At 70.3% G+C, this 22579-nt stretch carries 16 protein-coding genes and 2 pseudogenes; 10 read left to right on the top strand and 8 right to left on the bottom strand.

Annotation, left to right across the window (positions count from 1 at the left end; translation table 11 throughout):
- Nucleotides 1-259 precede the first annotated feature (259 nt).
- A pseudogene (locus ACWDEX_RS28850) lies at nt 260-700 on the top strand (DUF1453 domain-containing protein); the annotation flags it as partial.
- A pseudogene (locus tag ACWDEX_RS28855) lies at nt 693-1427 on the top strand (solute symporter family protein); the annotation flags it as partial. The pseudogenes ACWDEX_RS28850 and ACWDEX_RS28855, both read left to right, overlap by 8 nt.
- Nucleotides 1428-1538: 111 nt before the next feature.
- Here the strand turns inward: ACWDEX_RS28855 and ACWDEX_RS28860 are convergent.
- Nucleotides 1539-2231: a response regulator gene (locus ACWDEX_RS28860; protein ID WP_450467193.1), complete on the bottom strand. Its 693-nt coding sequence runs from the start codon at nt 2229-2231 to the stop codon at nt 1539-1541.
- A gap of 161 nt (nt 2232-2392) precedes the next feature.
- Here ACWDEX_RS28860 and ACWDEX_RS28865 point away from each other — a divergent pair, with 161 nt between their 5' ends.
- From ACWDEX_RS28865 to ACWDEX_RS28875, 3 genes are all read left to right on the top strand, one after another.
- Nucleotides 2393-3208, top strand: a complete 816-nt coding sequence (locus ACWDEX_RS28865) for an ABC transporter ATP-binding protein (protein ID WP_450467194.1) — start codon at nt 2393-2395, stop codon at nt 3206-3208.
- On the top strand, nt 3198-4061 hold the full coding sequence (locus ACWDEX_RS28870; protein WP_450467195.1) for an ABC transporter permease: 864 nt from the start codon (nt 3198-3200) through the stop codon (nt 4059-4061). Before ACWDEX_RS28865 ends, ACWDEX_RS28870 begins: the two co-directional genes overlap by 11 nt.
- 145 nt (nt 4062-4206) lie before the next feature.
- Nucleotides 4207-5259 (top strand): ABC transporter substrate-binding protein, encoded by a 1053-nt coding sequence (locus ACWDEX_RS28875; protein ID WP_450467196.1) that lies wholly within the window; start codon nt 4207-4209, stop codon nt 5257-5259.
- Nucleotides 5260-5418: 159 nt separating this feature from the next.
- On the opposite strand, the gene ACWDEX_RS28880 is transcribed toward ACWDEX_RS28875, so the two are convergent.
- The 3 genes from ACWDEX_RS28880 to ACWDEX_RS28890 all read right to left on the bottom strand — a co-directional run bounded on the left by ACWDEX_RS28880 (nt 5419) and on the right by ACWDEX_RS28890 (nt 9593).
- Complete coding sequence (locus tag ACWDEX_RS28880; protein ID WP_450467197.1) at nt 5419-7131, bottom strand: ATP-binding protein; 1713 nt, start codon at nt 7129-7131, stop codon at nt 5419-5421.
- 121 nt (nt 7132-7252) lie between these two features.
- On the bottom strand, nt 7253-8203 hold the full coding sequence (locus ACWDEX_RS28885) for a sucrase ferredoxin (RefSeq protein WP_450467198.1): 951 nt from the start codon (nt 8201-8203) through the stop codon (nt 7253-7255).
- A gap of 133 nt (nt 8204-8336) precedes the next feature.
- Entirely contained in the window at nt 8337-9593 is a 1257-nt protein-coding gene (locus ACWDEX_RS28890; protein ID WP_450467199.1) for a citrate synthase, read from the bottom strand.
- Between the two features lie 96 nt (nt 9594-9689).
- Here ACWDEX_RS28890 and ACWDEX_RS28895 point away from each other — a divergent pair, with 96 nt between their 5' ends.
- Nucleotides 9690-10856 (top strand): citrate synthase, encoded by a 1167-nt coding sequence (locus tag ACWDEX_RS28895; protein WP_450467200.1) that lies wholly within the window; start codon nt 9690-9692, stop codon nt 10854-10856.
- A gap of 171 nt (nt 10857-11027) precedes the next feature.
- Here the strand turns inward: ACWDEX_RS28895 and ACWDEX_RS28900 are convergent, their stop codons facing one another.
- A complete protein-coding gene (locus ACWDEX_RS28900; protein ID WP_450467201.1) occupies nt 11028-11264 on the bottom strand; it encodes a hypothetical protein in 237 nt (78 codons plus the stop codon).
- Nucleotides 11265-11382: 118 nt separating this feature from the next.
- Nucleotides 11383-11913 (bottom strand): DUF6082 family protein, encoded by a 531-nt coding sequence (locus ACWDEX_RS28905; RefSeq protein ID WP_450467203.1) that lies wholly within the window; start codon nt 11911-11913, stop codon nt 11383-11385.
- Nucleotides 11914-12266: 353 nt separating this feature from the next.
- Between ACWDEX_RS28905 and ACWDEX_RS28910 the strand changes: the two genes are divergently transcribed.
- The gene (locus tag ACWDEX_RS28910; RefSeq protein WP_450467204.1) at nt 12267-13346 is read left to right on the top strand and encodes a CobW family GTP-binding protein; all 1080 of its coding nucleotides are present in this window, start codon (nt 12267-12269) and stop codon (nt 13344-13346) included.
- 1 nt (nt 13347) lies between these two features.
- On the opposite strand, the gene ACWDEX_RS28915 is transcribed toward ACWDEX_RS28910, so the two are convergent.
- Nucleotides 13348-15804 (bottom strand): DNA gyrase/topoisomerase IV subunit A, encoded by a 2457-nt coding sequence (locus ACWDEX_RS28915; RefSeq protein ID WP_450467206.1) that lies wholly within the window; start codon nt 15802-15804, stop codon nt 13348-13350.
- A 435-nt stretch (nt 15805-16239) separates the two neighbouring features.
- On the opposite strand from ACWDEX_RS28915, the gene ACWDEX_RS28920 reads away from it, so the two are divergent.
- Nucleotides 16240-17613, top strand: coding sequence for a M16 family metallopeptidase (locus ACWDEX_RS28920; protein ID WP_450467208.1), 1374 nt, complete (start codon nt 16240-16242; stop codon nt 17611-17613).
- Nucleotides 17610-18998, top strand: coding sequence for a M16 family metallopeptidase (locus tag ACWDEX_RS28925; RefSeq protein WP_450467209.1), 1389 nt, complete (start codon nt 17610-17612; stop codon nt 18996-18998). Before ACWDEX_RS28920 ends, ACWDEX_RS28925 begins: the two co-directional genes overlap by 4 nt.
- Before the next feature lie 262 nt (nt 18999-19260).
- Here ACWDEX_RS28925 and ACWDEX_RS28930 read toward each other — a convergent pair whose 3' ends face one another.
- The gene (locus tag ACWDEX_RS28930; RefSeq protein ID WP_450467210.1) at nt 19261-19542 is read right to left on the bottom strand and encodes an HPr family phosphocarrier protein; all 282 of its coding nucleotides are present in this window, start codon (nt 19540-19542) and stop codon (nt 19261-19263) included.
- A gap of 158 nt (nt 19543-19700) precedes the next feature.
- Here ACWDEX_RS28930 and ACWDEX_RS28935 point away from each other — a divergent pair, with 158 nt between their 5' ends.
- Complete coding sequence (locus tag ACWDEX_RS28935; RefSeq protein WP_450467212.1) at nt 19701-22565, top strand: bifunctional acetate--CoA ligase family protein/GNAT family N-acetyltransferase; 2865 nt, start codon at nt 19701-19703, stop codon at nt 22563-22565.
- The last annotated feature ends 14 nt before the right edge of the window (nt 22566-22579 follow it).

The raw sequence follows: 22579 nt of genomic DNA on the forward strand, positions 1-22579 counted from the left end.
CCGGATCGCGTCAGCTGCGTTCGTCCGCATGTGTTGCCGGGACCTCGGTGCCGGCCAGGGACCGCCTGGCTCAGTGGTTCTTCGTCGGAGTGCGCACGTGCCTTTCGAACCGTCTCTCCACCCGTGGGTAGAGAGACGGCTACTGGGATCCACCCGCGATCCACCTCTGCTCCGATCCGCTGACCTGCGGATTTCCGTAGCGTCGAAGGTGTCGGCAGCGCTCGCAGCCGACCGCTCCTTTCAGCTGACGGAGGTTGTGATGTCTGGGCTCGCCGACGCGTTGGTGATCACAGTCGTGGCTGCGCTGGTGATCGTGCGGCAGCTCGGCGCACACAGGGTCGCTGCCGACCGGCGCTGGTGGCTCGCGCCCGTGATCCTGACCGCCCTGGCGGTGCGCGAGCCCGGCATCCTCGACGACCGCCACCGCACGGAGTCCGCCCAGCTGCTAGGGGCCGAACTGCTCATCGGCCTGGCCATCGGAGCCGGCTGGGCCTGGACCACCCACATATGGGCCGAGGCGGACGGTGCCGTGTGGAGCAAGAGCAGCAAGGCCAGCGTGGCCGTCTGGACCGTCGGTATCGCCCTGCGCGGTGGCCTCTTCGCGGTCGGAGTGTTGCTGGGCGTGCACCAGGACAGCTCCGCCCTGTTGCTCGGCCTCGCTGTCACCCTGCTGGTCCGCTCCGGGATCCTCGGTCATCGGAGGCTTCTACCTGATGACGATCGTGCTGGGGTTCGGTGCGGCCGCCGTCGTCGGACCGGACGCCGTACGGGAGTCGAACACTGCGGGGAACACGGCGGTGCCGCTGCTCGCACTGAACCTGGGCGGCGGCGCGGAGTCCACCGGGGGGACGGTCCTGTTCGCGATGGTTGCCGCGGTCGCCTTCGCCACGATCCTCGCGGTCGTCGCCGGGATCACCCTCGCCTCCTCGGCCGCGGTGGCCCACGATCTGTACCCGTCACTGCGGCGCCGTCGTGCCGAGCCGCGCAGCGAGGTGGCCGTGGCGCGGGTCGCCGCCGTAGGTATCGGCGTGGTCGCGATGACGCTCGGACTGCTCGCCCGCGACCTCAACGCGGCCTTCCTGGTGGGGCTCGCCTTCGCGGTGTCCGCGTCCGCGAACCTCCCCGTGCTGATGTACTCGCTCTTCTGGCGCGGCTTCACCACCCGCGGTGCCGTGTGGGCGGTTTACGGCGGCCTCGTGCCCGCGCTCGTGCTCGTGCTGCTGTCCCCGGTGGTCTCGGGGAGCCCCGATTCGCTGTTCCCGGGAGTCGACTTCCAGTACTTCCCGCTGCAGAACCCGGGCATTGTCTCTGTCCCGTCGGGCTTCCTCGCGGGCTGGCTCGGCACGGTCACCTCGGCGGAGCCGCCGGACGAGGCCAAGCACGCGGAGACCGAAGTGCGGTCGCTGACGGGTGCCGGGGCGGTCTGACACCGGGGCCCCGGCGTCGTACACCATCGCCCTGGGCAGCCGGAGGGGCCGGTACGTCACAGCCGTACCGGCCCATGGCCCGTGCGAGGCCCCAGGGGCGTCTCAGGCCCTCTACGGTGCCACCCACGCGTACCGGTGTTCGGGTCGCCCTGTGTCGCCGTACTTCAGGGAGAGATGCAGCCGGCCCGCCTGTTCCAGGTGGCGCAGATAGCGCTGGGCGGTGGAGCGACTGAGGCCTGTCCTGGCGGCCACCTCGTGCGCGGACAGCGGGTGGTCGGCCCGGTGCAGCACCTCGCAGATGAGGTCCGTCGTCGGCTCCGAGTGGCCGCTGGGCAGCCTGGGCGACGAGTGGGCGGGCGCGGTACGCAGCGCGCCGAAGATCCGGTCGACCTGTTCCTGGCCCGCCACACCGCGCCCGCCGACGCGGTCGACGGTGCGCCGCAGGGCGGCGTACGAGTCGAGGCGCGTGCGCAAAGCCGTGAACGTGAACGGTTTGACCAGGTAGTGCAGGGCGCCCAGGCGCATCGCGCCCTGCACGGTCGCCACGTCTCCCGCCGCTGTGATCATGATGACATCGGTGCCATGACCGTGCTCACGCATGCGGTGGACCAGCTCGAGACCTGTCTGGTCAGGCAGGTAGTGGTCGAGCAGGACCAGGTCGATCCGGGTGCGCGCCACCGTGGCGAGCGCCTGGGCGGCGTTGTGCGCGCGGGCGGCGACCCGGAAGCCCGGAACCTTTTCCACGTACTTGGCGTTGATCTCGGCGACACGGAAGTCGTCGTCCACGATCAGGACGTCAATCATCGGGCCTCTCTCCCTCAAGGCCAAGCGAGCGTTAAGCCCGTGTTTCGGCTTCGTTGTTGTAGCGCGAGCAAAAAGAGCACAACAGACTCCTGCGAGCAGAAGTCGGGGTTGTGCCCAGAAGACTGCTGCTGCGCACCGCACCACATCTACCGTCCCGGGCCATGAGCACAGACACCAGCCCCGCGATCGAGTTGCGGGGCGCGAGCAAGATCTTCAGGACCCCGTCAGGCGGTTTGCACACGGCTGTCAGGGATCTGGACCTGACCGTCGGGCGGGGTGAGTTCGTCGCCGTCGTCGGACCCACCGGGTGCGGCAAGTCGACGACCCTGACCCTGGTCAGTGGTCTGGAGGAGCCCACCGAGGGCGAGGTCCTGGTGGCCGGTGAACCCGTTGACGGAGTCGGGGACAAGGTCGGTTTCGTCTTCCAGCAGGACGCCACGTTCCCCTGGCGTACGGTTCTGTCCAACGTCATGGCAGGCCCGCGCTTCCGTGGCGTGCCGAAGGCGGAGGCCAAGCAGAAGGCACGAGAGTGGCTCGCCCGGGTCGGGCTCGCGGCCTTCGAGGACCGCTACCCCCACCAGCTCTCCGGTGGTCAGCGCAAGCGCGTCGCCCTCGCCGCCACCTTCGTCAACGACCCCGAGATCCTGCTCATGGACGAGCCGTTCTCGGCACTCGACGTACAGACCAGAGCCCTGATGTCGGACGAGTTGCTGGAGCTGTGGGCGGGCACGGGCGCCTCGGTCGTCTTCGTCACCCACGACCTGGAGGAGTCCATCGCGCTGGCCGACAAGGTGGTTGTGATGACCGCCGGGCCCGCGACCGTGAAGCAGGTCTTCGACATCGACCTGCCGCGCCCGCGCAAGGTCGAGTCGGTGCGCCTGGAGCCGCGGTTCATCGAGATCTACCGGGAGATCTGGGAGTCCCTGGGCGAAGAGGTCCGCATCACGCGTGAGAGGGGTGCCGCCAATGTCGCCTGAGACCGTCTCCGCTCCGGCTCCCGCCGACCTCCTCAAGCCCGACCGCGCCCACTCACGCGCGCGTGCCGCCCGCAGACGCAAGGCCGTGATCGCCCTCGCCCGCGTCCTGTTGCTGGTCGGTGTGCTCGGACTGTGGGAGGCGCTGTCGCGGACCAATGCCATCGACCCGTTCAACTTCTCGATGCCGTCGAAGATCTGGGACCAGATCTACACCTGGGTCACACACGGCACCGCGCTGGGATCGCTCGGCGCGCAGATCTGGGTCACGCTCCAGGAGGCGCTGTTCGGCTGGATCCTCGGGGTCGTGGCCGGTGTGGTCTTCGGTATCGCGCTGGGACGTATCGCCTTGCTCGCCGACGTTCTCGGCCCGTACATCAAGGTGCTCAACTCCATCCCCAGGATCGTCCTCGCCCCGATCTTCGTGATCTGGTTCGGGCTCGGGTCGGCATCCAAGATCGCCTCGGCCGTCGTCCTGGTCTTCTTCCCCGTCTTCTTCAACGCCTTCCAGGGCGCCCGTGAGGTGGACCGCAATCTCGTCGCCAACGCCCGCATTTTGGGCGCCAGCGATCGCCGCGTGACGCTTCAGGTCGTCATCCCGTCGGCCACCTCGTGGATCTTCACCAGCCTCCACGTCAGCTTCGGCTTCGCCCTCATCGGCGCCATCGTCGGCGAGTACATCGGCGCCACCCAGGGCATCGGCCTGCTCGTCGCCCAGTCCCAGGGCACTTTCAACGCGGCCGGTGTGTACGCCGCGATGGTCATCCTCGCGGTCGTCGCGCTGGCGGCCGAGGGCCTGCTCACCTTCGCCGAACGCCGCATCTTCCGCTGGAAGCCGTCGGACTCCAGGTCCTGACCGCTCCTTTTCCCGCGGGCCCATGCGACTTGTCGGGGCGCCTCGTGCCGCCGCCTAGCCGCCCGTTTCGAAAGCCCCCGCCCAACGCCCCTTGAGGCATCCGTACTTCTTTCCGCACCGCCCCCTCACAAGGACGTGAACTGCCATGCGCAAGACCGCCAGATTCGCCGCCCTCGCCGCGGCCGGCCTGCTCGCCGTCACCTCGCTCACCGCCTGCGCCAACGACGCCGCCTCCTCCGGCTCCGGCAGCAAGGGCAACGGCAAGGGCGAGAAGGTCAAGATCATGGTGGGTGGCCTGGACAAGGTCATCTATCTGCCCGCCATGCTCACCCAGCGGCTCGGCTACTTCGACGCCGAGGGCCTCGACGTGGAGCTGCTGAGCGAGCCGGCCGGCGTGCAGGCCGAGACCGCGCTCGTCTCGGGTCAGGTCCAGGGGGCGGTCGGCTTCTACGACCACACCCTCGACCTGCAGACCAAGGGCAAGCACGTCGAGTCCGTGGTGCAGTTCTCGCACGCGCCCGGTGAGGTCGAGATCGTCTCCGCCAAGCACGCGAAGGACATCACCTCGCCCAAGGACTTCAAGGGCAGGAAGCTCGGCATCACCGGCCTCGGCTCCTCGACCGACTTCCTCACCAAGTACCTCGCGGTGCAGAACGGTGTGAGCGTCAGCGAGTTCAGCCCGGTCGCCGTCGGCGCCGGTTCCACCTTCATCGCCGCCCTGCAGAAGGGCTCCATCGACGCCGGGATGACCACTGACCCGACCGTCGCCACGATCCTCCAGAAGAACCTCGGCAAGGTGCTCGTAGACATGCGGACGCCGGAGGGATCGCAGGAGGCGTTCGGCGGCCCGTACCCGTCGTCGAGCCTGTACATGCAGACGGACTGGGTCAACAGCCACAAGGACACGGTCCAGAAGCTGGCCAACGCGTTCGTGAAGACCCTGAAGTGGATGTCCACGCACTCCGCGGACGAGATCGCCGCCAAGATGCCGGCCGACTACTCCCAGGGCGACAAGACGCTCTACGCGAACGCCATCAAGAGCACGCTGCCCATGTTCACCAAGGACGGCGTGATGCCGGAGGGTGGTCCCGAGACGGTCCAGAAGGTACTCAAGGCGTTCAACCCCAACATCAAGGACACTGCCATCGACCTCGACAAGACCTACACGACGGAGTTCGTGAAGAAGGCCGAGGGCTGAGCCCACCCGCCCTGCCCTCAGGCGCGGGCCGCCCGGACGCAGCGATGCGCGGGGCGGCCCGCGCCGCCCGCTGCGCCCCCTCCATCCCTGCGGACGGCCCTGCCCTCGTGCCGGCCAACGAGGCGTTCCCTGGGCTTCGCCAGGCCCCCGGCTGCTGCCTTACTCGAGACGGGGTTCTTCCGCGGCCCGCACCTCGCGCGCCGGTGTGGCCGGGGCCGGAACGAGGTTCTGACCGGCTGCCGGAACCGGCCGAGCCGTGCCGGGCTCCTCAAGTGCCTCCGGCAGTACGACGACGAACTCGGCGCCACCGCCGTGCGCCTCGCTCACGTGGGCGGTGCCCCCATGGCGTTCGGCGAGGCGGCGCACCAGGGAGAGGCCGATTCCTCGCTTGCCGTGGGCCGGAGGCCGTTTGGTCGACCAGCCGTCCGTGAAGATCAACTCACGCCGCTCGGCGGGGATTCCGGGCCCTGTGTCGCGCACCCTGAGGACCGCCGCACGTCCCTCGACGCGCAGTTCGATCTCCACGCGCGCGTGCGGCGTGCCCGCGACGGCGTCGAGTGCGTTGTCGACCAGGTTCCCGACGATCGTGACCAGGCCCCTGGGGTCGATCAACCGGTCCGGCAACAGCGTGCGATCCACGATCCACAGGGCCACCCCGCGCTCGGCGGCCACCGTGGCCTTGCCCACCAACAGGGCCGCGAGGAGCGGGTCGTGGATCTTCTCCGTGACGTGTTCCGCGGTGGTCCGGTGGTCGCCCACCACCTCGCCGATGAACTCCACGGCGTCGTCGAACATCTCCAGTTCGAGCAGCCCCAGGAGGGTGTGCATCCGGTTGGCGTGCTCGTGGTCCTGCGCGCGCAGCGCGTCGATCAGGCCGCGTGTGGAGTCCAGTTCCCGGCCCAACTGCTCCAGTTCGGTGCGGTCACGCAAGGTGGCGACGGCGCCTCCGTCGTCGGTGGGCATGCGGTTGGCGACAAGGACGCGTTGACCGCGCACGGTGAGCAGATCAGTGCCCGTGACGCGTCCGGCGAGCACATCGGTCGTACGGCCCGCGCCCAGCGCCTCGTCGAGGGATCGGCCGACGGCCTCGTCCCCGATGCCCAGCAGGCGCTGTGCCTCGTCGTTGAGGAGGCGTACCCGGCCCGCGCGATCCAGGGCGACGACCCCCTCCCTGATGCCGTGCAGCATCGCCTCGCGTTCGGCGAGCAGCGCCGCGATGTCGGAGAAGGCGAGGTCGCGGGTCTGCCGCTGGACCCGGCGGGAGATCAGATACGCGGCCAGGGCGCCGATGGCCAGGGCCGCGCCCGCATAGGCGAACAGCTCCGGGATCGCGTGGATCAGCCGGGTCCGTACGGTGTTGTACTTGATGCCCACGGAGACCGCGCCGATGATCCTGCCGTGCTCGTCCCGCAGCGGCACCTTGCCCCGGGCCGAGCGGCCCAGGGTGCCGCTGTCGATCTCCATGACCTCCTTGCCCTCCAGGGCCTCGCTCGGGTCGGTCGAGACGATACTGCCGATCTTCGTGGTGTCCGGGTGCGACCAGCGCACGTGCCGCATGTTCATCACCACGACGTACTCGGCGCCGCTGGCCTTACGGATGCGCTCCGCCTCTGCCTGCAAGGGCCCGTCCGGCGTCGGCCGCGTCGACCGCAGGTCCTCGGCGATCTGCGGCTGGGCCGCCGTGCTCTGCGCGATGGCGAGGGCCCGGCGCATCGCCTGGTCGTCCAGCAGATGGCTGAGCGGCGCCAGGAACAGGCCGGTGGCGAGCACGGCGACGCCCGCGGCGATCGCCACCTGCATCAGCAGAACCTGCGAGAACATCCGCCGTGGCAGACCGAGGCGCAGACGTCGCGCAGGGGGAGACGGGATCATGCGTGCACGGTACGGGGGCGCGCGCGGCCTGCCGCAGGGGGAGTGAGGGGATCTGTTTGCAAGGGTGCCTGTGGCACCCGTTGCCAGGGCCGAACCCGTTTCCTGCCCCTCTGCGGTCGCCTCAGCCGGGCGCGAGGCAGCCAGGGTCCTCGGGGCGCAACTCCCGTACCGCCACCACGTCCATCCGGGCCGGCGAACCGAGTGCCGAGCCGCAACTCTCCGGGCGCGGCGGCAGCGAGGCGCCGCGCGCCACTATGACGCGCCACAGACGGCCGTCGGTGTGGGAGACGAAGACCTCCCAGCGCGGTGCGGTGCCGTTCGTGCGCACGATGGTCAGCGTGTTCGCGGCGTATTCGCGGGCGGCAGTGCGCACCGCGAGTTCGGCGGCCTGTGCGGGCCGCTCCCAGGCGGAGCCGCCGCGGCATCCCTGGACCACGATCCTTCCCTCACGCACCCCCTGAAGGACCTCCTTGACGTGCGGGGCCTGGGCCCGCCCATAGGCGTATCCGAACGGCAGGACGAGCAGTGTGGGCGAGAAACGGTGGCCGCCGAGATGGGTGACCTCCCAGACGCCGTCCACTCCTGAGGCGGACAGTTCGGCCGCGAGTGGGCGGCCGAGAAGGGCGCAGCAGCGGTCCCGCTTGCCGTTGGTGCAGACGAGTGCGAGCGGGTCTCCGGTGTGGGGCCGTCCCTGGAGAGTCGAGTCGAAGCTGTGCGGGTCGCCCTGGCCGAGTGTTACGAAGTCCAGGTCGAGCAGCCGTTCCGGATCGGTCGTTGTGGCGGTGCGCAGCCACACGTTCCCCGGGACGGTGTGTGCCGCGTACACCCGTCGCACGGCGGGTGTACCGCGGTCGGCGTGGCGGCCGGGGCGGCGGATGAGCGCGATCCGTACACCGGTGCCCTCCGTGGCCGCCTCGAGAGCGCGGCCGAGCGCCGGATCCAGGTGGCTCGATGTGAGTGCTTTGCCGCCCCAAGGACCGGGCTGTTCCAGAAGCAGCCATGTCCTCGCGGTCGCCGCGGTCCCCGCGAGAGGCTCGTCGAGGTCCCGGGATGCGGTCGTGCAGATACTCACAGAGGTGAGCCTAACCTGGCTTCGTCGGTGACTGATTTTCGAGTTCCCGGACGGGGCGCGTCAAGGGCGCAGGCGTGCGGCAGGGGCGGGTGAAGCACGAGTATCCAGCGGCTGAGGGAAGGCCACGCCCGGCTCACTCGGGGAGCGGCTGTGGCGGGAGCGCGCCCACGTAGTGCCCGCGCGGGCGCATGCGCAGCGGGCGCTCCTCGTACTCCTCCAGGGTGTGGGCGATCCAGCCGGCCGTGCGTGCGACGGCGAAGACGGTCTCGCCCGCTGTGGCGGCCATGCCGGAGGACACCGTGAGAACGGCGAGGGCCAGGTCGACGTTGGCGTGCAGCGGTGTGTGGCGGGCCGTGGTGGCCACGATGTCCCGGGCGGCCGCCAGGGCCGGTGCCGCGGCCGGTACTTCCTCCAGCAGTGCGAAGAGGGCACGCGCACGCGGGTCCTCGCCGGGATACAGCCGGTGTCCGAGACCGGGGACACGGCGCCCGGCACGTAGTTCGTCGGCGACCACGGGTGCCGCGGTGCCCAGGTCCAGGACGTCGAGCAGCATGCGGTGCGCGAGGCCGCTGGCTGCCCCGTGCAGGGGGCCTTCCAGTACACCGAGTCCGGCCGAGACCGCGGCGTACGCGTGCGCGCGGGCGGACGCGGCGACGCGGACCGCGAGAGTCGAGGCGGCCAGATCGTGATCGATGAGCAGCCCGAGTGCCGTGTCCAGCGCGTGCAGTGACGCTTCATCGGGACTGCGTCCGGTCAGCCGCCCCCACAGGCGCTGGGCCAGCGGCCCCGTGTCGCGGTGGTCGTGCCGCAGCGGCGGGAGAGCGGCGACGAGGGTGGGGATGAGGGTGCGGGCGGTACCGAGGACCGCGTCCGGCGACAGATCGAAGCGGAGCGGGTCCGCGGTGGCCGCCGCGATCGCCGCGACCCGCAGCCGGTCGGTGGGGGCGCTGTGCTCGGGCAGGGCGTCCACAGCGCGACGAGCGATGGCGACGGAGGCGTCCGGGGCGGTGAAAGTGATCCCGAGCCGCAACCGTCCGGTCCACAGCCACTCGGCGATCTCCTCGTAGGAGTGGCGCGCGGCCAGCTCGGTCGCGTCGACGCCGCGGAAGTAGTACCGGTCGGCGTCGATCAGGGTGATGCCCGTACGGACCGAGAGTTCGCCGCCGGTGGGCGAACTGCCGCTCGGCTCACGTCTGTTGCGCCGGGCGAGGGCCGTCACCTCCTCGGCGTCGAAGGTGCTGCCACGGCCGCCGGGCTCGCGTCGGCTGCTGAGCTGGCCGCGGCTGACGTACGCGTAGACGGTCTCGGGCTTCACGCCGAGCAGTTCGGCCACCTCCTTGGTGGTGAGCCGGGTCTCGTCGTGGCCGGGAGCCGCTTCTTGATCCCTCATGGCCGACACCGTACCCATGGGCAACATATTGATCCAATCAATATTGACAGAGGAGTCATCAAGCATGGACAGTCGGATCAAGTTCGAGGAGGGAACATGCAGATCAACAGGGTCGCGTCCACCTCTGTCGACGTGCCGCGGGGACTCGCGGGCGTCGTCGTCACCGAGACCGCACTGGGTGACGTCAGGGGGCTGGAGGGCTTCTACCACTACCGTCAGTACTCGGCCGTCGAACTCGCGCAGACTCGCGGCTTCGAGGACGTGTGGTATCTGATGGTCCACGGCGGACTGCCGGACGCGGCGCAGCGCTCCGCGTTCGCCGCGCGCACGGCGGCTCTGCGCCACCTGCCCGACGACGTACGGGCCGCGCTTCCCGCGATAGCCGCTGCGAGTGGCCGGTCCGGCCCGCTGTCGGGCCTTCGTACGACGCTTTCCCTGCTCGGTGCCGCCAAGGGATTCCGGCCGGTGTACGACATCGACGCGGACCGGCGCCGTTCGGACACGGTCGTGGCGACCGCGGCCGTCCCCACCTTGCTGACCGCGCTGTACCGGCTGGGCCGAGGCCTTGATCCCGTCGAGCCGCGGGAGGATCTGCCCCACGCCGCGAACTACCTGTACATGTTGACGGGTTCGGAACCGGACCCGGCGCGTGCGCGGGCGGTCGAGCAGTACTTGATCTCAACCATTGACCATGGATTCAATGCGTCAACGTTCACCGCGAGGGTGATCGCGTCGACGGGGGCGGATGTGGCGGCGGCTCTGGCCGGTGCCGTCGGCGCTCTGTCCGGCCCGCTGCACGGAGGTGCGCCGAGCCGTGCCCTGGACACCCTCGATGCGATCGGCACGCCCGACCGCATCGACTCCTGGATCCGCGAGCGGGTCCTGGCGGGCGAACGCATCATGGGCTTCGGCCACCCCGTCTACCGTACGGAGGACCCCCGTTCGCGCATGCTCCGCGGTATCGCGAAGCGGTTCGGCGGCCCGCTGGTCGACTTCGCGATCGAGGTCGAGCATCGCGTGGAGGCGATTCTGGCCGAACTGAAGCCTGGCCGCGAACTCCACACGAACGTGGAGTTCTACGCGGGTGTGGTGATGGAACTCTGCGGCCTGCCGCGCGAGATGTTCACCCCGACCTTCGCGACGGCCCGGGTGGTCGGCTGGAGCGCCAACATCCTGGAGCAGGCGGAAGACCCGAAGATCATCCGACCGGCGGCCCGGTATGTGGGGCCGGTGCCGCCGGTGACGGTGCCGACGGTGGCCTGAGGCATGCGTCGAGGCCCGGCACCGATCTGGTGTCGGACCTCGTGGGTACAGTGCGAGCGATGACCGGGGTGGTGGGGTTCGGCTCGCCGTCCGGAGGTGATCCTCAAAGGGGTGACCAAGAGGGCGGACCTCGACGGAGGAGGTGGCGGGGCGGCCGACGCCGCGCTGTCGCTACTGGTCGGGAATGTCTGCTTTTGCCCTGACGAGAGTCTCGCGGCTGACGATGACGATGCGCTCGTAGTCCGCGCGTGCAGCGTCGGCGGGAAGTTTGCTCTCGAGGCAAGCCGTGGCCTCGGTCCCGATGACGGCGAAGTTGCCGTCGCTGAGCTCGAAGATGTCCGGGCACGTCTCTCCGGACAAACTGCCCCGTTCGCGAGGGGACGCACCGATGCGGCGCACGATTTTCAATGGAACCCCGATTCGTGAGTGTCAGGTGTTGAGGGCGGGGACAGGTTAGCCCAATGTCAAGTGGCACAATTGTTCTGCCTTAGGCCAACTGGCCGCCCAACGGGCCGCGTTGGGGGTGTCAGTTCCGGTCTTCCTCGGCCGGAGGTTCACCCACGACCCACCATTCCTCGGTGTCCGCCTCCTCCAGATCGCGGATGAGTGTGTCCACCATCTGGCCTACCCGGGCCTCCGCCGACTCCGCCTTGAGGCTGGCGCGGTGGTGTCGTGTGGCATTCCAGTACTCGCGAAAGACCGCGTTCTGACAGATCACGCGAAGATGGCCGTGGAGTTCCTCCAGATTGACCACGCCGACGCGGTAGGCGAGGAGGGCGTTGGTGTACATCGCATTGGCGAAGAGGTACTGCCGGCGCCGCGTGGGGTTCACTTCGTCTATCGTGCTCATGACTGCGGCCAGGTCGGGATCGCTCAGTGCCTTGTCCAACAGGTATGACTGCAGGCGCTGTTGTTCGGCAAGCCGCGCCTCCTGGCGGTCGTTCCGCTCCGCATGTTCGATCCGGAGACGTAGTTCCCGGTACCGGCGCTGCTGGGCGGCCACGGCAACCAGAATTCCGGCTGCGAACGCGAGCCCCGCCGCGGTGGCGGCGCCCAACCCCCGTACCTCACATTTCCGTGTGACCATGTCAACCCCCGAATCAGGCGACCGTCCGCCGGTCGTCGGATGCGGGTCGACTGGTGGACACCGGCGAGCGATGGGCGGCGCGCTTGCCGTCTCCCAGGGTGCCGAGCGGCTCTGATCGGCGGGGAGGCGGAGAGGAGGCGCACAGAGGGATGCGCGGGTCGCGTTCCCCGGCGCCATGCTTACGTGTGCCCCGCGAGCGCCGCTGACAATCGTTCACTCCTCGCACGCTGCCGTCCAGGCCCGGCACGAGCCGGCCCAACGGCCGTCCTCGTACGCCGCCGGTACGCTGTCCGGCGCAGGTGCCAGTCGAGAAGGGGCGCACAGTGAGCCAGTCGTCGGGACTGCGGCAGATCCCGGTCGTCGTACTAGCCGGATTTCTGGGATCGGGCAAGACCACCCTGCTCAACCACCTTCTCCACCACAGCGGGGGCAGCCGCATCGGCGCCGTCGTCAATGACTTCGGGGACATCGAGATCGACGCGATGGCTGTCGCCGGGGCACTCGGGGACTCCACGGTCTCCCTCGGCAACGGATGCCTGTGCTGCGCGGTCGACGCCAGTGAACTCGACCTCTACCTCGACCGTCTCGCCCAGCCCGCGGCCGGCATCGATGTCATCGTCATCGAGGCAAGTGGGCTCGCCGAACCCCAGGAACTCGTGCGCATGCTGCTCGCCAGCGAGCAGCCACGCGTCGTCTACGGCGGACTGGTCGAGGTTGTCGACGCGGTCGAGTTCGACGCCACCCGGGCCAAGCATCCCGAACTCGACCGTCATCTCGCCCTCGCCGACCTGGTAGTCGTCAACAAGACCGACCGGGTCGAGGACAGCGAGCGGGTCCTCCGGCTCGTCCAGTCGCTCGCCGACCGGGCCGCCGTCGTACCGGCCGACCACGGGCGCATCGATCCCGAGTTCCTCTTCGACCGCCGGCCTGCCGAGGAGCGGATCGGCCAGTTGTCCTTCGACGACCTCCACCGGCACGAGCAGGGGCACGACGACCCCGCTCACACCCATCTGCACACCGGATACGACAGCGTCTCCTTCCGTTCCGACGTGCCACTGCACCCCCGGCGGCTCCTGGACTTCCTCGACAGCAGACCGGAAGGCCTCTACCGGATCAAGGGTTACGTCGACTTCGGCGCGGCCGATCCGCGCAACCGGTACGCCGTGCACGCCGTGGGGCGGTTCCTGCGGTTCTACCCGGAACCGTGGAAGGCCGACGACGAGCGGCTCAGCCAGCTCGTTCTCATCGGGTCCGGCGTCGACACCGACGCACTGCTCATGGAGCTGGAGGCATGCCCGGACGACGCCCCGCATGCCGACGAGCACAGCATGTGGGGCGTCCTGCGCTATGTACAGGACAAGGAGGCCGGGGCTCCTGGAAGCCCCGGCGGCCTCGTGGGCTGACCTACAGCGGTCCCGCCACCGCCGCGACCGTCTTCGGCAGCGGCAGGCCCGAGCCGTCGCGCCGCGGGTCGATTTCCGGCAAGTCGGTGGGTGTGCCGTTCTTCTGTGCGGCCCTGGCCGGCGCCACGCCCGCCCAGGCGAACGACAGGCAGTCCTCACCCTTCAGGAACCGCTGGCAGCGCACGCCACCCGTGGCGCGGCCCTTGCGCGGGTACTGGTCGAACGGCGTCATCTTGGCCGTCGTCTGGACCGAGTCGTCCAGCGTGCCGCGCGAGCCGGCGACCGTGAAGACCACCGCGTCCGCCGCCGGGTCCACCGCCGTGAAGGAGATCACCTTCGCGCCGCCCGAGAGCTTGACACCGGCCATGCCACCCGCGGGGCGGCCCTGCGGACGCACCTGGGACGCCTGGTAGCGCAGCAGCTGCGCGTCGTCCGTGATGAAGACGAGGTCCTCCTCGCCGGTGCGCAGTTCGACCGCGCCGACGATTCGGTCACCATCCTTCAGCGTGATGACCTCCAACTCCTCCTTGTTGGCGGGATAGTCGGGCACCACGCGCTTGACGACACCCTGTTCCGTACCGAGCGCGAGGCCCGGGGAGGACTCGTCCAACGTCGTCAGACAGACCACCGTCTCGCTCTCCTCCAGGGAGATGAACTCCGAGACCGGCGCGCCCCCGGACAGGTTCGGTCGCGCCGCCGTCTCCGGTAGCTGCGGGAGGTCGATCACGTTCAGCCGCAGCAGACGTCCCGCGGACGTCACCACTCCCACCTCGCCGCGTGCCGTCGCCGGGACGGCGGAGACGATCACGTCGTGCTTCGCGCGCCCGCCGTCGGTGTCCTCCGCGAACGGGTCACCGTTCGCCGTGCGGGCCAGCAGGCCCGTCGACGACATCAGCACCCGGCACGGGGCGTCCTCGACCTGGAGCGGGACCGTCGCGGCAGGGGAGCCGGAGGACTCCAGCAGTACCGTGCGCCGCTCCGTTCCGAACTTCTTGGCCACCGTGGCCAGTTCCGCCGAGACCAGCTTGCGCAGCTCCGCGTCCGACTCCAGGATCCGGGTCAGCTCCTCGATCTCCGCGTTGAGCCTGTCCTTCTCCGCCTCCAGCTCGATGCGGTCGTACTTGGTCAGGCGGCGCAGCGGGGTGTCGAGGATGTACTGCGTCTGGATCTCGCTGAGCGAGAAGCGCTCCATCAGGCGCTGCTTCGCCTGGGCGGAGTTCTCGCTGGAGCGGATCAGGCGGATGACCTCGTCGATGTCCACCAGCGCCGTGAGCAGGCCCTCCACCAGGTGGAGTCGGTCGCGCCTCTTGCCGCGGCGGAACTCCGAGCGCCGCCGGACGACGTCGAAGCGGTGGTCGAGGTAGACCTCCAGCAGCTCCTTCAGCCCCAGCGTGAGCGGCTGCCCGTCGACCAGCGCCACGTTGTTGATGCCGAAGGACTCCTCCATCGGCGTCAGTTTGTAGAGCTGTTCCAGGACCGCCTCCGGCACGAAGCCGTTCTTGATCTCGATGACCAGGCGCAGCCCGTGCTCACGGTCGGTGAGGTCCTTGACGTCGGCGATGCCCTGGAGCTTCTTCGAACCGACCAGGTCCTTGATCTTGGCGATCACCTTCTCCGGGCCGACCGCGAAGGGCAGCTCGGTGACGACGATGCCCTTGCGGCGCGCTGTCACGTTCTCCACCGACACCGTGGCCCGGATCTTGAACGTGCCGCGCCCGCTCTCATAGGCGTCACGGATCCCGGAGAGACCGACGATCCTGCCCCCGGTGGGCAGGTCGGGGCCCGGGACGTGCTTCATCAGGGCTTCCAGATCCGCGTTCGGATGCCTGATCAGGTGGCGCGCGGCCGCGATCACCTCGCGCAGGTTGTGCGGCGGCATGTTCGTGGCCATGCCGACCGCGATGCCCGACGAGCCGTTCACCAGGAGGTTCGGGAAGGCGGCGGGCAGAGCCACGGGCTCCTGCTCCTGGCCGTCGTAGTTGGGTGCGAAGTCGACCGTGTCCTCGTCGATCGACTCGGTCATCAGGCTCGTCGCCTCGGCCATACGGCACTCGGTGTAACGCATGGCGGCCGGCGGGTCGTCGTTGCCCAGCGAGCCGAAGTTGCCGTGGCCGTCGACCAGGGGGACACGCATCGAGAACGGCTGGGCCAGGCGCACCAGGGCGTCGTAGATCGACGCGTCGCCATGCGGGTGCAACTTACCCATGACCTCGCCGACGACGCGGGCGCACTTCACGTAGCCGCGCTCGGGGCTCAGGCCCATCTCGTTCATCTGGTAGACGATTCGCCGGTGCACCGGCTTGAGGCCGTCACGGGCGTCCGGCAGGGCTCTGGAGTAGATGACCGAGTACGCGTATTCGAGGAAGGAGCCCTGCATCTCGTCGACGACGTCGATGTCGAGGATCTTCTCCTCGTACGAGTCGTCGGGCGGCGGGGTCTTCGTGCTGCGGCGGGCCATCGCTGCCGGCTCCTTCACAGTCTGTGCTGGGCATGAACGGATGTCTGTCGCGGACCATTGTGGACCGCCGCACCGACAACGCGGACCATGCCCCTTCCCTCCGCGGTCCGTGCACGGGGACTCGCGCCCGAGGTTGAGGCGTCACGGGCGCCGGGTGGCACCGACCACGACCCGCTTCCTCCCGTTCGCCCCCGGCGTGACCGCGGGACGATCACGAAGGTCGGCCCCCGCCGACCGGGGACGCGCACCGCCGCACGCCGTGGTCGCCACCGTCACGTCAACCGGTCTGCCTTCCCCCACCCCCCGTAATCCTGGTCTCGCTCTGGGCGTACGGCGCCCGGGAACTTCGCCACCTGTCCGCACGCTTGCATACAGTGACAGGAACGGCAGGAAACCGCGGTTTCCGCGAAAGCTTCCGCGATCGAAGGGACGTACATGCCCATGGGTCACACGGCCACAGCCGAGGCAGGCTCCGGCGGCCTGACAGCGACCGAGCACCGCCTGGCCAACGGCCTGCGCGTGGTGCTCTCCGAGGACCACCTGACCCCGGTCGCGGCGGTGTGCCTCTGGTACGACGTCGGTTCGCGTCACGAGGTCCAGGGGCGCACAGGCCTCGCCCACCTTTTCGAGCACCTGATGTTCCAGGGCTCGGCCCAGGTCAAGGGAAACGGCCACTTCGAGCTGGTGCAGGGCGCCGGCGGCTCGCTCAACGGCACGACCAGCTTCGAGCGCACGAACTACTTCGAGACCATGCCCGCCCACCAGCTTGAGCTCGCCCTCTGGCTGGAGGCCGACCGCATGGGCTCCCTGCTCGCCGCGCTGGACGACGAGTCCATGGAGAACCAACGGGACGTCGTGAAGAACGAGCGCCGCCAGCGCTACGACAACGTTCCGTACGGCACCGCCTTCGAGAAGCTGACCGCCCTCGCCTACCCGCAGGGCCACCCCTACCACCACACGCCGATCGGGTCGATGGCGGACCTGGACGCCGCCACGCTGGAGGACGCGCGCGCCTTCTTCCGCACGTACTACGCGCCGGGCAACGCGGTCCTCTCCGTCGTGGGCGACATCGACCCCAAGCAGACGCTCGCCTGGGTCGAGAAGTACTTCGGGTCCATCCCGTCCCACGACGGCAAGCCCGAGCCCCGCGACGGCTCGCTGCCCGACGTCATCGGCGAGCAGCTGCGCGAGGTCGTCGAGGAGGAGGTGCCGGCGCGTGCCCTGATGGCCGCCTACCGGCTGCCGCAGGACGGCACGCGCGCGTGCGACGCGGCCGACCTGGCGCTCACCATCCTCGGCGGCGGCGAGTCCTCCCGCTTCTACAACCGGCTCGTACGGCGGGACCGCACCGCCGTCGCCGCCGGGTTCGGCCTGCTGCGGCTCGCCGGAGCGCCCTCCCTGGGCTGGCTGGACGTGAAGACCTCCGGCGACTTCGAGGTGCCCGTCATCGAGTCCGCCATCGACGAGGAACTCGCCCGGTTCGCCGAAGAGGGCCCCACGCCCGAGGAAATGGAGCGTGCTCAGGCCCAGTTGGAGCGCGAGTGGCTGGACCGGCTCGGCACGGTCGCGGGCCGCGCCGACGAACTGTGCCGGTACGCCGTGCTGTTCGGCGACCCGCAGCTCGCCCTGACGGCCGTGCAGCGCGTACTCGACGTCACCGCCGAGGAGGTGCAGGAGGTCGCCAAGGCTCGCCTGCGCCCCGACAACCGCGCGGTGCTCGTGTACGAGCCGACCGAGGCCGAGACCCTGGAAGCCGCCGAAACGACCGCCGCCGAAGGCGCCAGCAACGACGAGGAGTCGGCGAAGTGACCGAGCTCGCGACCATGGACTTCCACCCGCAGCCCCAGCCTGGCGAGGCCAGGCCCTGGGCCTTCCCGGCCCCCGAGCGCGGCACGCTCGACAACGGCCTGACCGTCCTGCGCTGCCACCGCCCCGGACAGCAGGTCGTGGCCGTCGAAGTGCTTCTCGACGCGCCGCTGGACGCCGAGCCGGCCGGTCTCGACGGCGTCGCCACCATCATGGCGCGTGCCTTCTCCGAGGGCACCGACCGGCACTCCGCCGAGGAGTTCGCCGCCGAACTGGAGCGCTGCGGCGCCACCCTCGACTCGCACGCCGACCACCCCGGCGTCCGCCTCTCCCTGGAGGTCCCCGCCTCGCGTCTGCCGAAGGCACTCGGACTGCTCGCCGACGCCCTCAGGGCGCCGGCGTTCGCGGACAGCGAGGTCGAGCGCCTGGTGCGCAACCGCCTCGACGAGATCCCGCACGAGACCGCGAACCCGGCCCGCCGTGCCGCCAAGGAGCTCTCCAAGGAGCTGTTCCCGACGTCCTCGCGCATGTCGCGCCCCCGCCAGGGGACCGAGGAGACGGTCGAGACCATCGACTCCGCGGCCGTCCGTTCCTTCTACGAGCGGCACGTGCGCCCCGCGACGGCCACGGTCGTCGTGGTCGGCGACCTCACCAAGACCGACCTCGACGCGCTCCTCGGCGACACGCTCGGCGCCTGGTCGGGGGAGCCGGCCAAGCCGCGCCCCGTGCCGGCGGTGACCGCCGACGACACCGGTCGCGTGATCATCGTGGACCGCCCCGGCGCCGTCCAGACACAGTTGCTCATCGGCCGCGTCGGCGCCGACCGTCACGACCGCGTGTGGCCCGCACAGGTGCTCGGCACGTACTGCCTGGGCGGCACCCTCACCTCCCGCCTGGACCGCGTCCTGCGCGAGGAGAAGGGATACACCTACGGTGTGCGGGCGTTCGGCCAGGTGCTGCGCTCCGCGCCCGACGGATCGGGCGCCGCGATGCTCGCCATCAGCGGCTCCGTCGACACACCGAACACCGGCCCGGCGCTCGACGACCTGTGGAAGGTACTGCGCACCCTCGCCGCCGAGGGACTGACGGACGCCGAACGCGATGTCGCCGTGCAGAACCTGGTGGGTGTGGCGCCGCTGAAGTTCGAGACCGCGGCTGCCGTCGCGAGCACGCTCGCCGACCAGGTCGAGCAGCACCTGCCGGACGACTACCAGGCGACGCTGTATCAGCGGCTTGCGGGAACGGGCACGGTGGAGGCCACGGCTGCCGTCGTGAACGCCTTCCCAGTGGACCGTCTGGTGACCATCCTGGTGGGCGACGCCGCGCAGATCGAGGAACCGGTCAAGGCGCTCGGTATCGGTGAAGTGAGCGTCGTACCGGCCGAGTAGCACGTCGCCCCGCGCGTGTGTGTGGGCGATGGCCCCTGTCTCCGGTCACACAGGGTGAACGTCTGACGCCGTCCCTCCGCCAGGCACGTGCGCGATGGCCCCGGCTCCCGAGCCGGGGCCATGCTGTCTCGTGCCGCACAAGACCGCCCGGATGTACGGTCGGGGCGCCGACCGGCGCCCTCGGGGAGCACGACGGCAGACGTCGCGGCCGCGACCGCCGTCGAACGGCCGACGCGGCCGCGTACTGGTTGTGCCCGAGCGGTCAGACGGTCTCGGGCAGTTCCTCGAGACCTTCGGCGACCAGCTTGGCCAGACGGTCGAGCGCGGCCTCCGCGCCTTCCGCGTCGGAGGCGAGGACGACCTCCTCGCCGCCCTGGGCGCCCAGAGCGAGAACCGCCAGCATGGACGCCGCGTTGACGGGGTTGCCGTCCGCCTTGGCGATCGTCATGGGGACGCCGGAGGCCGTGGCGGCCCGGACGAAGATGGAGGCGGGGCGGGCGTGGAGGCCCTCGGCCCAGCCGACGTTGACGCGGCGCTCAGCCATGTGATGCTGCCCTTCGGATGTACAAGGTTGTCTAGACCAGTTTTCCATACGGTGCGGCGTGCCCGGAGCGGACATCCGGGCGGGCCCCGGACGGTCCCGGCTCGGTCTCCTCAGCCTGCCTCGCGCCACTGTCGGACGCGAGCCTTACGCTGGGGCCCATGCAGACCGCGTCGGACCGGCATGAGTACCCCGCCCACTGGGAGGCCGACGTGGTCCTCCGTGACGGCGGCACCGCGCGCATCAGACCCATCACCGTGGACGACGCCGAGCGGCTCGTCAGCTTCTACGAGCAGGTCTCGGACCAGTCGAAGTACTACCGCTTCTTCGCGCCGTACCCTCGGCTGTCCGCCAAGGACGTCCACCGCTTCACCCACCACGACTTCGTGGACAGGGTGGGACTCGCGGCCACGATCGGTGGCCAGTTCATCGCGACCGTGCGCTATGACCGAATCGGCGGCGAAGGTCTGCCCGCCTCCGCGTCAGCCCACTCGTCCCCCGGCACCGCCCACGCCGGAGAGCGCTCCGCGCCGGCCCCTGTCGAAACGGCTGAGGTCGCCTTCCTGGTGCAGGACGCGCACCAGGGGCGGGGCGTCGCCTCCGCCCTCCTCGAACACATCGCCGCGGTGGCCCGGGAACGCGGCATCCGCCGGTTCACCGCCGAGGTACTGCCCGCCAACACCAAGATGATCAAGGTGTTCACGGACGCCGGATACCAGCAGAAGCGCAGCTTCGAGGACGGTGTCGTCCACCTGGAGTTCGACCTGGAGCCCACCGACCGCTCCCTGGCCGTGCAGCGCGCACGGGAGCAGCGGGCCGAGGCACGGTCCGTGCAGCGGCTGCTCGCGCCCGGCTCGGTTGCCGTGATCGGCGTGGGCCGCACGCCCGGGGGGGTGGGCCGCGGTGTGCTCGGCAACCTCAGGGAGGGCGGGTTCACCGGCCGCCTGTACGCGGTGAACGGGGCGTTCCCCGAGGGGCAGAAGGAACTCGACGGAGTCCCCGCCCACCGCTCCGTCCGCGACATCGCCGACCCGGTCGATCTCGCCGTCGTCGCGGTCCCCGCGGAGCGCGTCCCCGAGGTCGTCGCCGAGTGCGGGGAGCACGGCGTGCAGGGGCTCGTGGTCGTCTCCGCGGGATACGCCGAGAGTGGCCCCGACGGCCGGGAGCGGCAGCGGGAACTGGTGCGGCAGGTGCGGTCGTACGGGATGCGGCTCATCGGGCCCAACGCCTTCGGGGTCATCAACACCTCTCCGGAGGTCCGCCTCAACGCGTCCCTCGCACCCGAGATGCCGCGCCCCGGGCGCATGGGGCTGTTCGCCCAGTCCGGTGCCATCGGCATCGCGCTGCTGTCGAGGCTGCACCGGCGCGGTGGAGGCGTCACCGGGGTCACGGGCGTGTCGACCTTCGTCTCCTCCGGGAACCGGGCGGACGTGTCGGGCAACGACGTCCTGCAGTACTGGTACGACGACCCGGACACCGATGTCGCCCTCATGTACCTGGAGACCATAGGCAACCCGCGCAAATTCACCCGGCTCGCCCGGCGGACGGCGGCGGCCAAGCCACTGGTCGTGGTTCAGGGCGCGCGGCACGGAGGCGCTCCACAGGGGCATGCCGTACGGGCCACGCGGCTGCCGCACGCCACGGTGTCCGCGCTGCTGCGGCAGGCCGGAGTACTCCGCGTGGACACCATCACCGAACTGGTGGACGCGGGGCTGCTGCTGGCCCGGCAGCCGCTGCCCGCCGGGCCGCGGGTGGCGATCCTGGGGAACTCCGAGTCGCTGGGGCTGTTGACCTACGACGCCTGCCTGGCCGAGAGGCTGCGGCCGTCGCCGCCGCTCGACCTGACGACGGCGGCGACGGCCGAGGACTTCCACCGGGCGCTGTCCGCGGCGCTGGCCGACGACTCGTGCGATGCCGTCGTGGTGACGGCGATACCGGCGGTCGGCGCGGCTTCGGCCCAGGACGCGGCGCTGGCGGAGGCCCTCCGGTCGGCCGCCGCTGCGGCTCCGGCCAAGCCGGTGCTCGTGGTACACGTGGAGCTGGGCGGGCTCGCGGAGGCGCTGTCCGCGGCGGCCAGCACGTCCCCGCGGGCGCAGCGGAGCGACCTCCAGCGCCCCGCGGAGCGACCCGCCACCGCGGTAGAGCCCGCTCAGGCGCACGAGGCCCGTCCCATTCCCGCCTATCCCGCCGCCGAACGTGCCGTCCGGGCGCTCGCCGAAGCCGTCAGGTACGCGCAGTGGCGGCGCGAGGCCGCCGAGCCGGGCAAGGTCCCCGAGTACGAGGACATCGACGAAAAGGGCGCCGCCGAACTGATCGACGGGCTGCTCACGCGGGGGCAGGGGCTGACGCTCGGCACGGACGAGACCTGTGATCTGCTCGCGCGGTACGGCATCCGCGTACGCAGGGCGCTGCCCGCGCCCACGCCGGAGGCCGCCGTCGAGGCCGCCCGCGCGATCGGCTACCCGGTGGCCCTCAAAGCCACCGCCCCGCACCTGCGGCACCGCGCCGACCTGGGCGGCGTACGGCTGGACCTGGCCGACGAGGAGCAACTGCGTCGGGCCTACACCGAGTTGACGGAACTGTTCGGCGATCCGAAGGGGCTGCGGCCGGTCGTCCAGGGAATGGCACCGCGCGGGGTCGACACGATCGTGCGCGCCGTCATCGACCCGGCGGCCGGGGCCGTACTGTCGTTCGGGCTCGCCGGGGCCGCCTCGCAACTGCTCGGTGACACGGCGCACCGGCTGATCCCGGTCACCGACCGTGATGCCACCTCCCTGATCCGGTCGATCCGGACGGCACCGCTCCTGTTCGGCTGGCGCGGCTCCGACCCCGTCGACACGGCCGCTCTGGAAGAGCTGATGCTGCGCGTGTCCCGGCTGGTCGACGATCACCCGGAGGTCGTCGCGGTCACCCTGGAGCCCGTCGTCGTCGCTCCGCGCGGTCTGAGCGTGCTCGGCGCCACCGTGCGGCTCGCGCCGCCGCCCGCCCGCGACGACCTCGGCCCGAGGACGCTCCCGGTGTACTGAGAGGCGATGAGCGG

It is taken from the genome of Streptomyces sp. NPDC001020 (assembly GCF_053599115.1).

Coding starts and splice junctions, on each gene's coding strand:
- ACWDEX_RS28860 (WP_450467193.1), bottom strand. CDS start 2,231: ATGATTGACGTCCTGATCGTGGACGACGACTTCCGTGTCGCCGAGATC.
- ACWDEX_RS28865 (WP_450467194.1), top strand. CDS start 2,393: ATGAGCACAGACACCAGCCCCGCGATCGAGTTGCGGGGCGCGAGCAAG.
- ACWDEX_RS28870 (WP_450467195.1), top strand. CDS start 3,198: ATGTCGCCTGAGACCGTCTCCGCTCCGGCTCCCGCCGACCTCCTCAAG.
- ACWDEX_RS28875 (WP_450467196.1), top strand. CDS start 4,207: ATGCGCAAGACCGCCAGATTCGCCGCCCTCGCCGCGGCCGGCCTGCTC.
- ACWDEX_RS28880 (WP_450467197.1), bottom strand. CDS start 7,131: ATGATCCCGTCTCCCCCTGCGCGACGTCTGCGCCTCGGTCTGCCACGG.
- ACWDEX_RS28890 (WP_450467199.1), bottom strand. CDS start 9,593: ATGAGGGATCAAGAAGCGGCTCCCGGCCACGACGAGACCCGGCTCACC.
- ACWDEX_RS28895 (WP_450467200.1), top strand. CDS start 9,690: ATGCAGATCAACAGGGTCGCGTCCACCTCTGTCGACGTGCCGCGGGGA.
- ACWDEX_RS28915 (WP_450467206.1), bottom strand. CDS start 15,804: ATGGCCCGCCGCAGCACGAAGACCCCGCCGCCCGACGACTCGTACGAG.
- ACWDEX_RS28920 (WP_450467208.1), top strand. CDS start 16,240: ATGCCCATGGGTCACACGGCCACAGCCGAGGCAGGCTCCGGCGGCCTG.
- ACWDEX_RS28930 (WP_450467210.1), bottom strand. CDS start 19,542: ATGGCTGAGCGCCGCGTCAACGTCGGCTGGGCCGAGGGCCTCCACGCC.
- ACWDEX_RS28935 (WP_450467212.1), top strand. CDS start 19,701: ATGCAGACCGCGTCGGACCGGCATGAGTACCCCGCCCACTGGGAGGCC.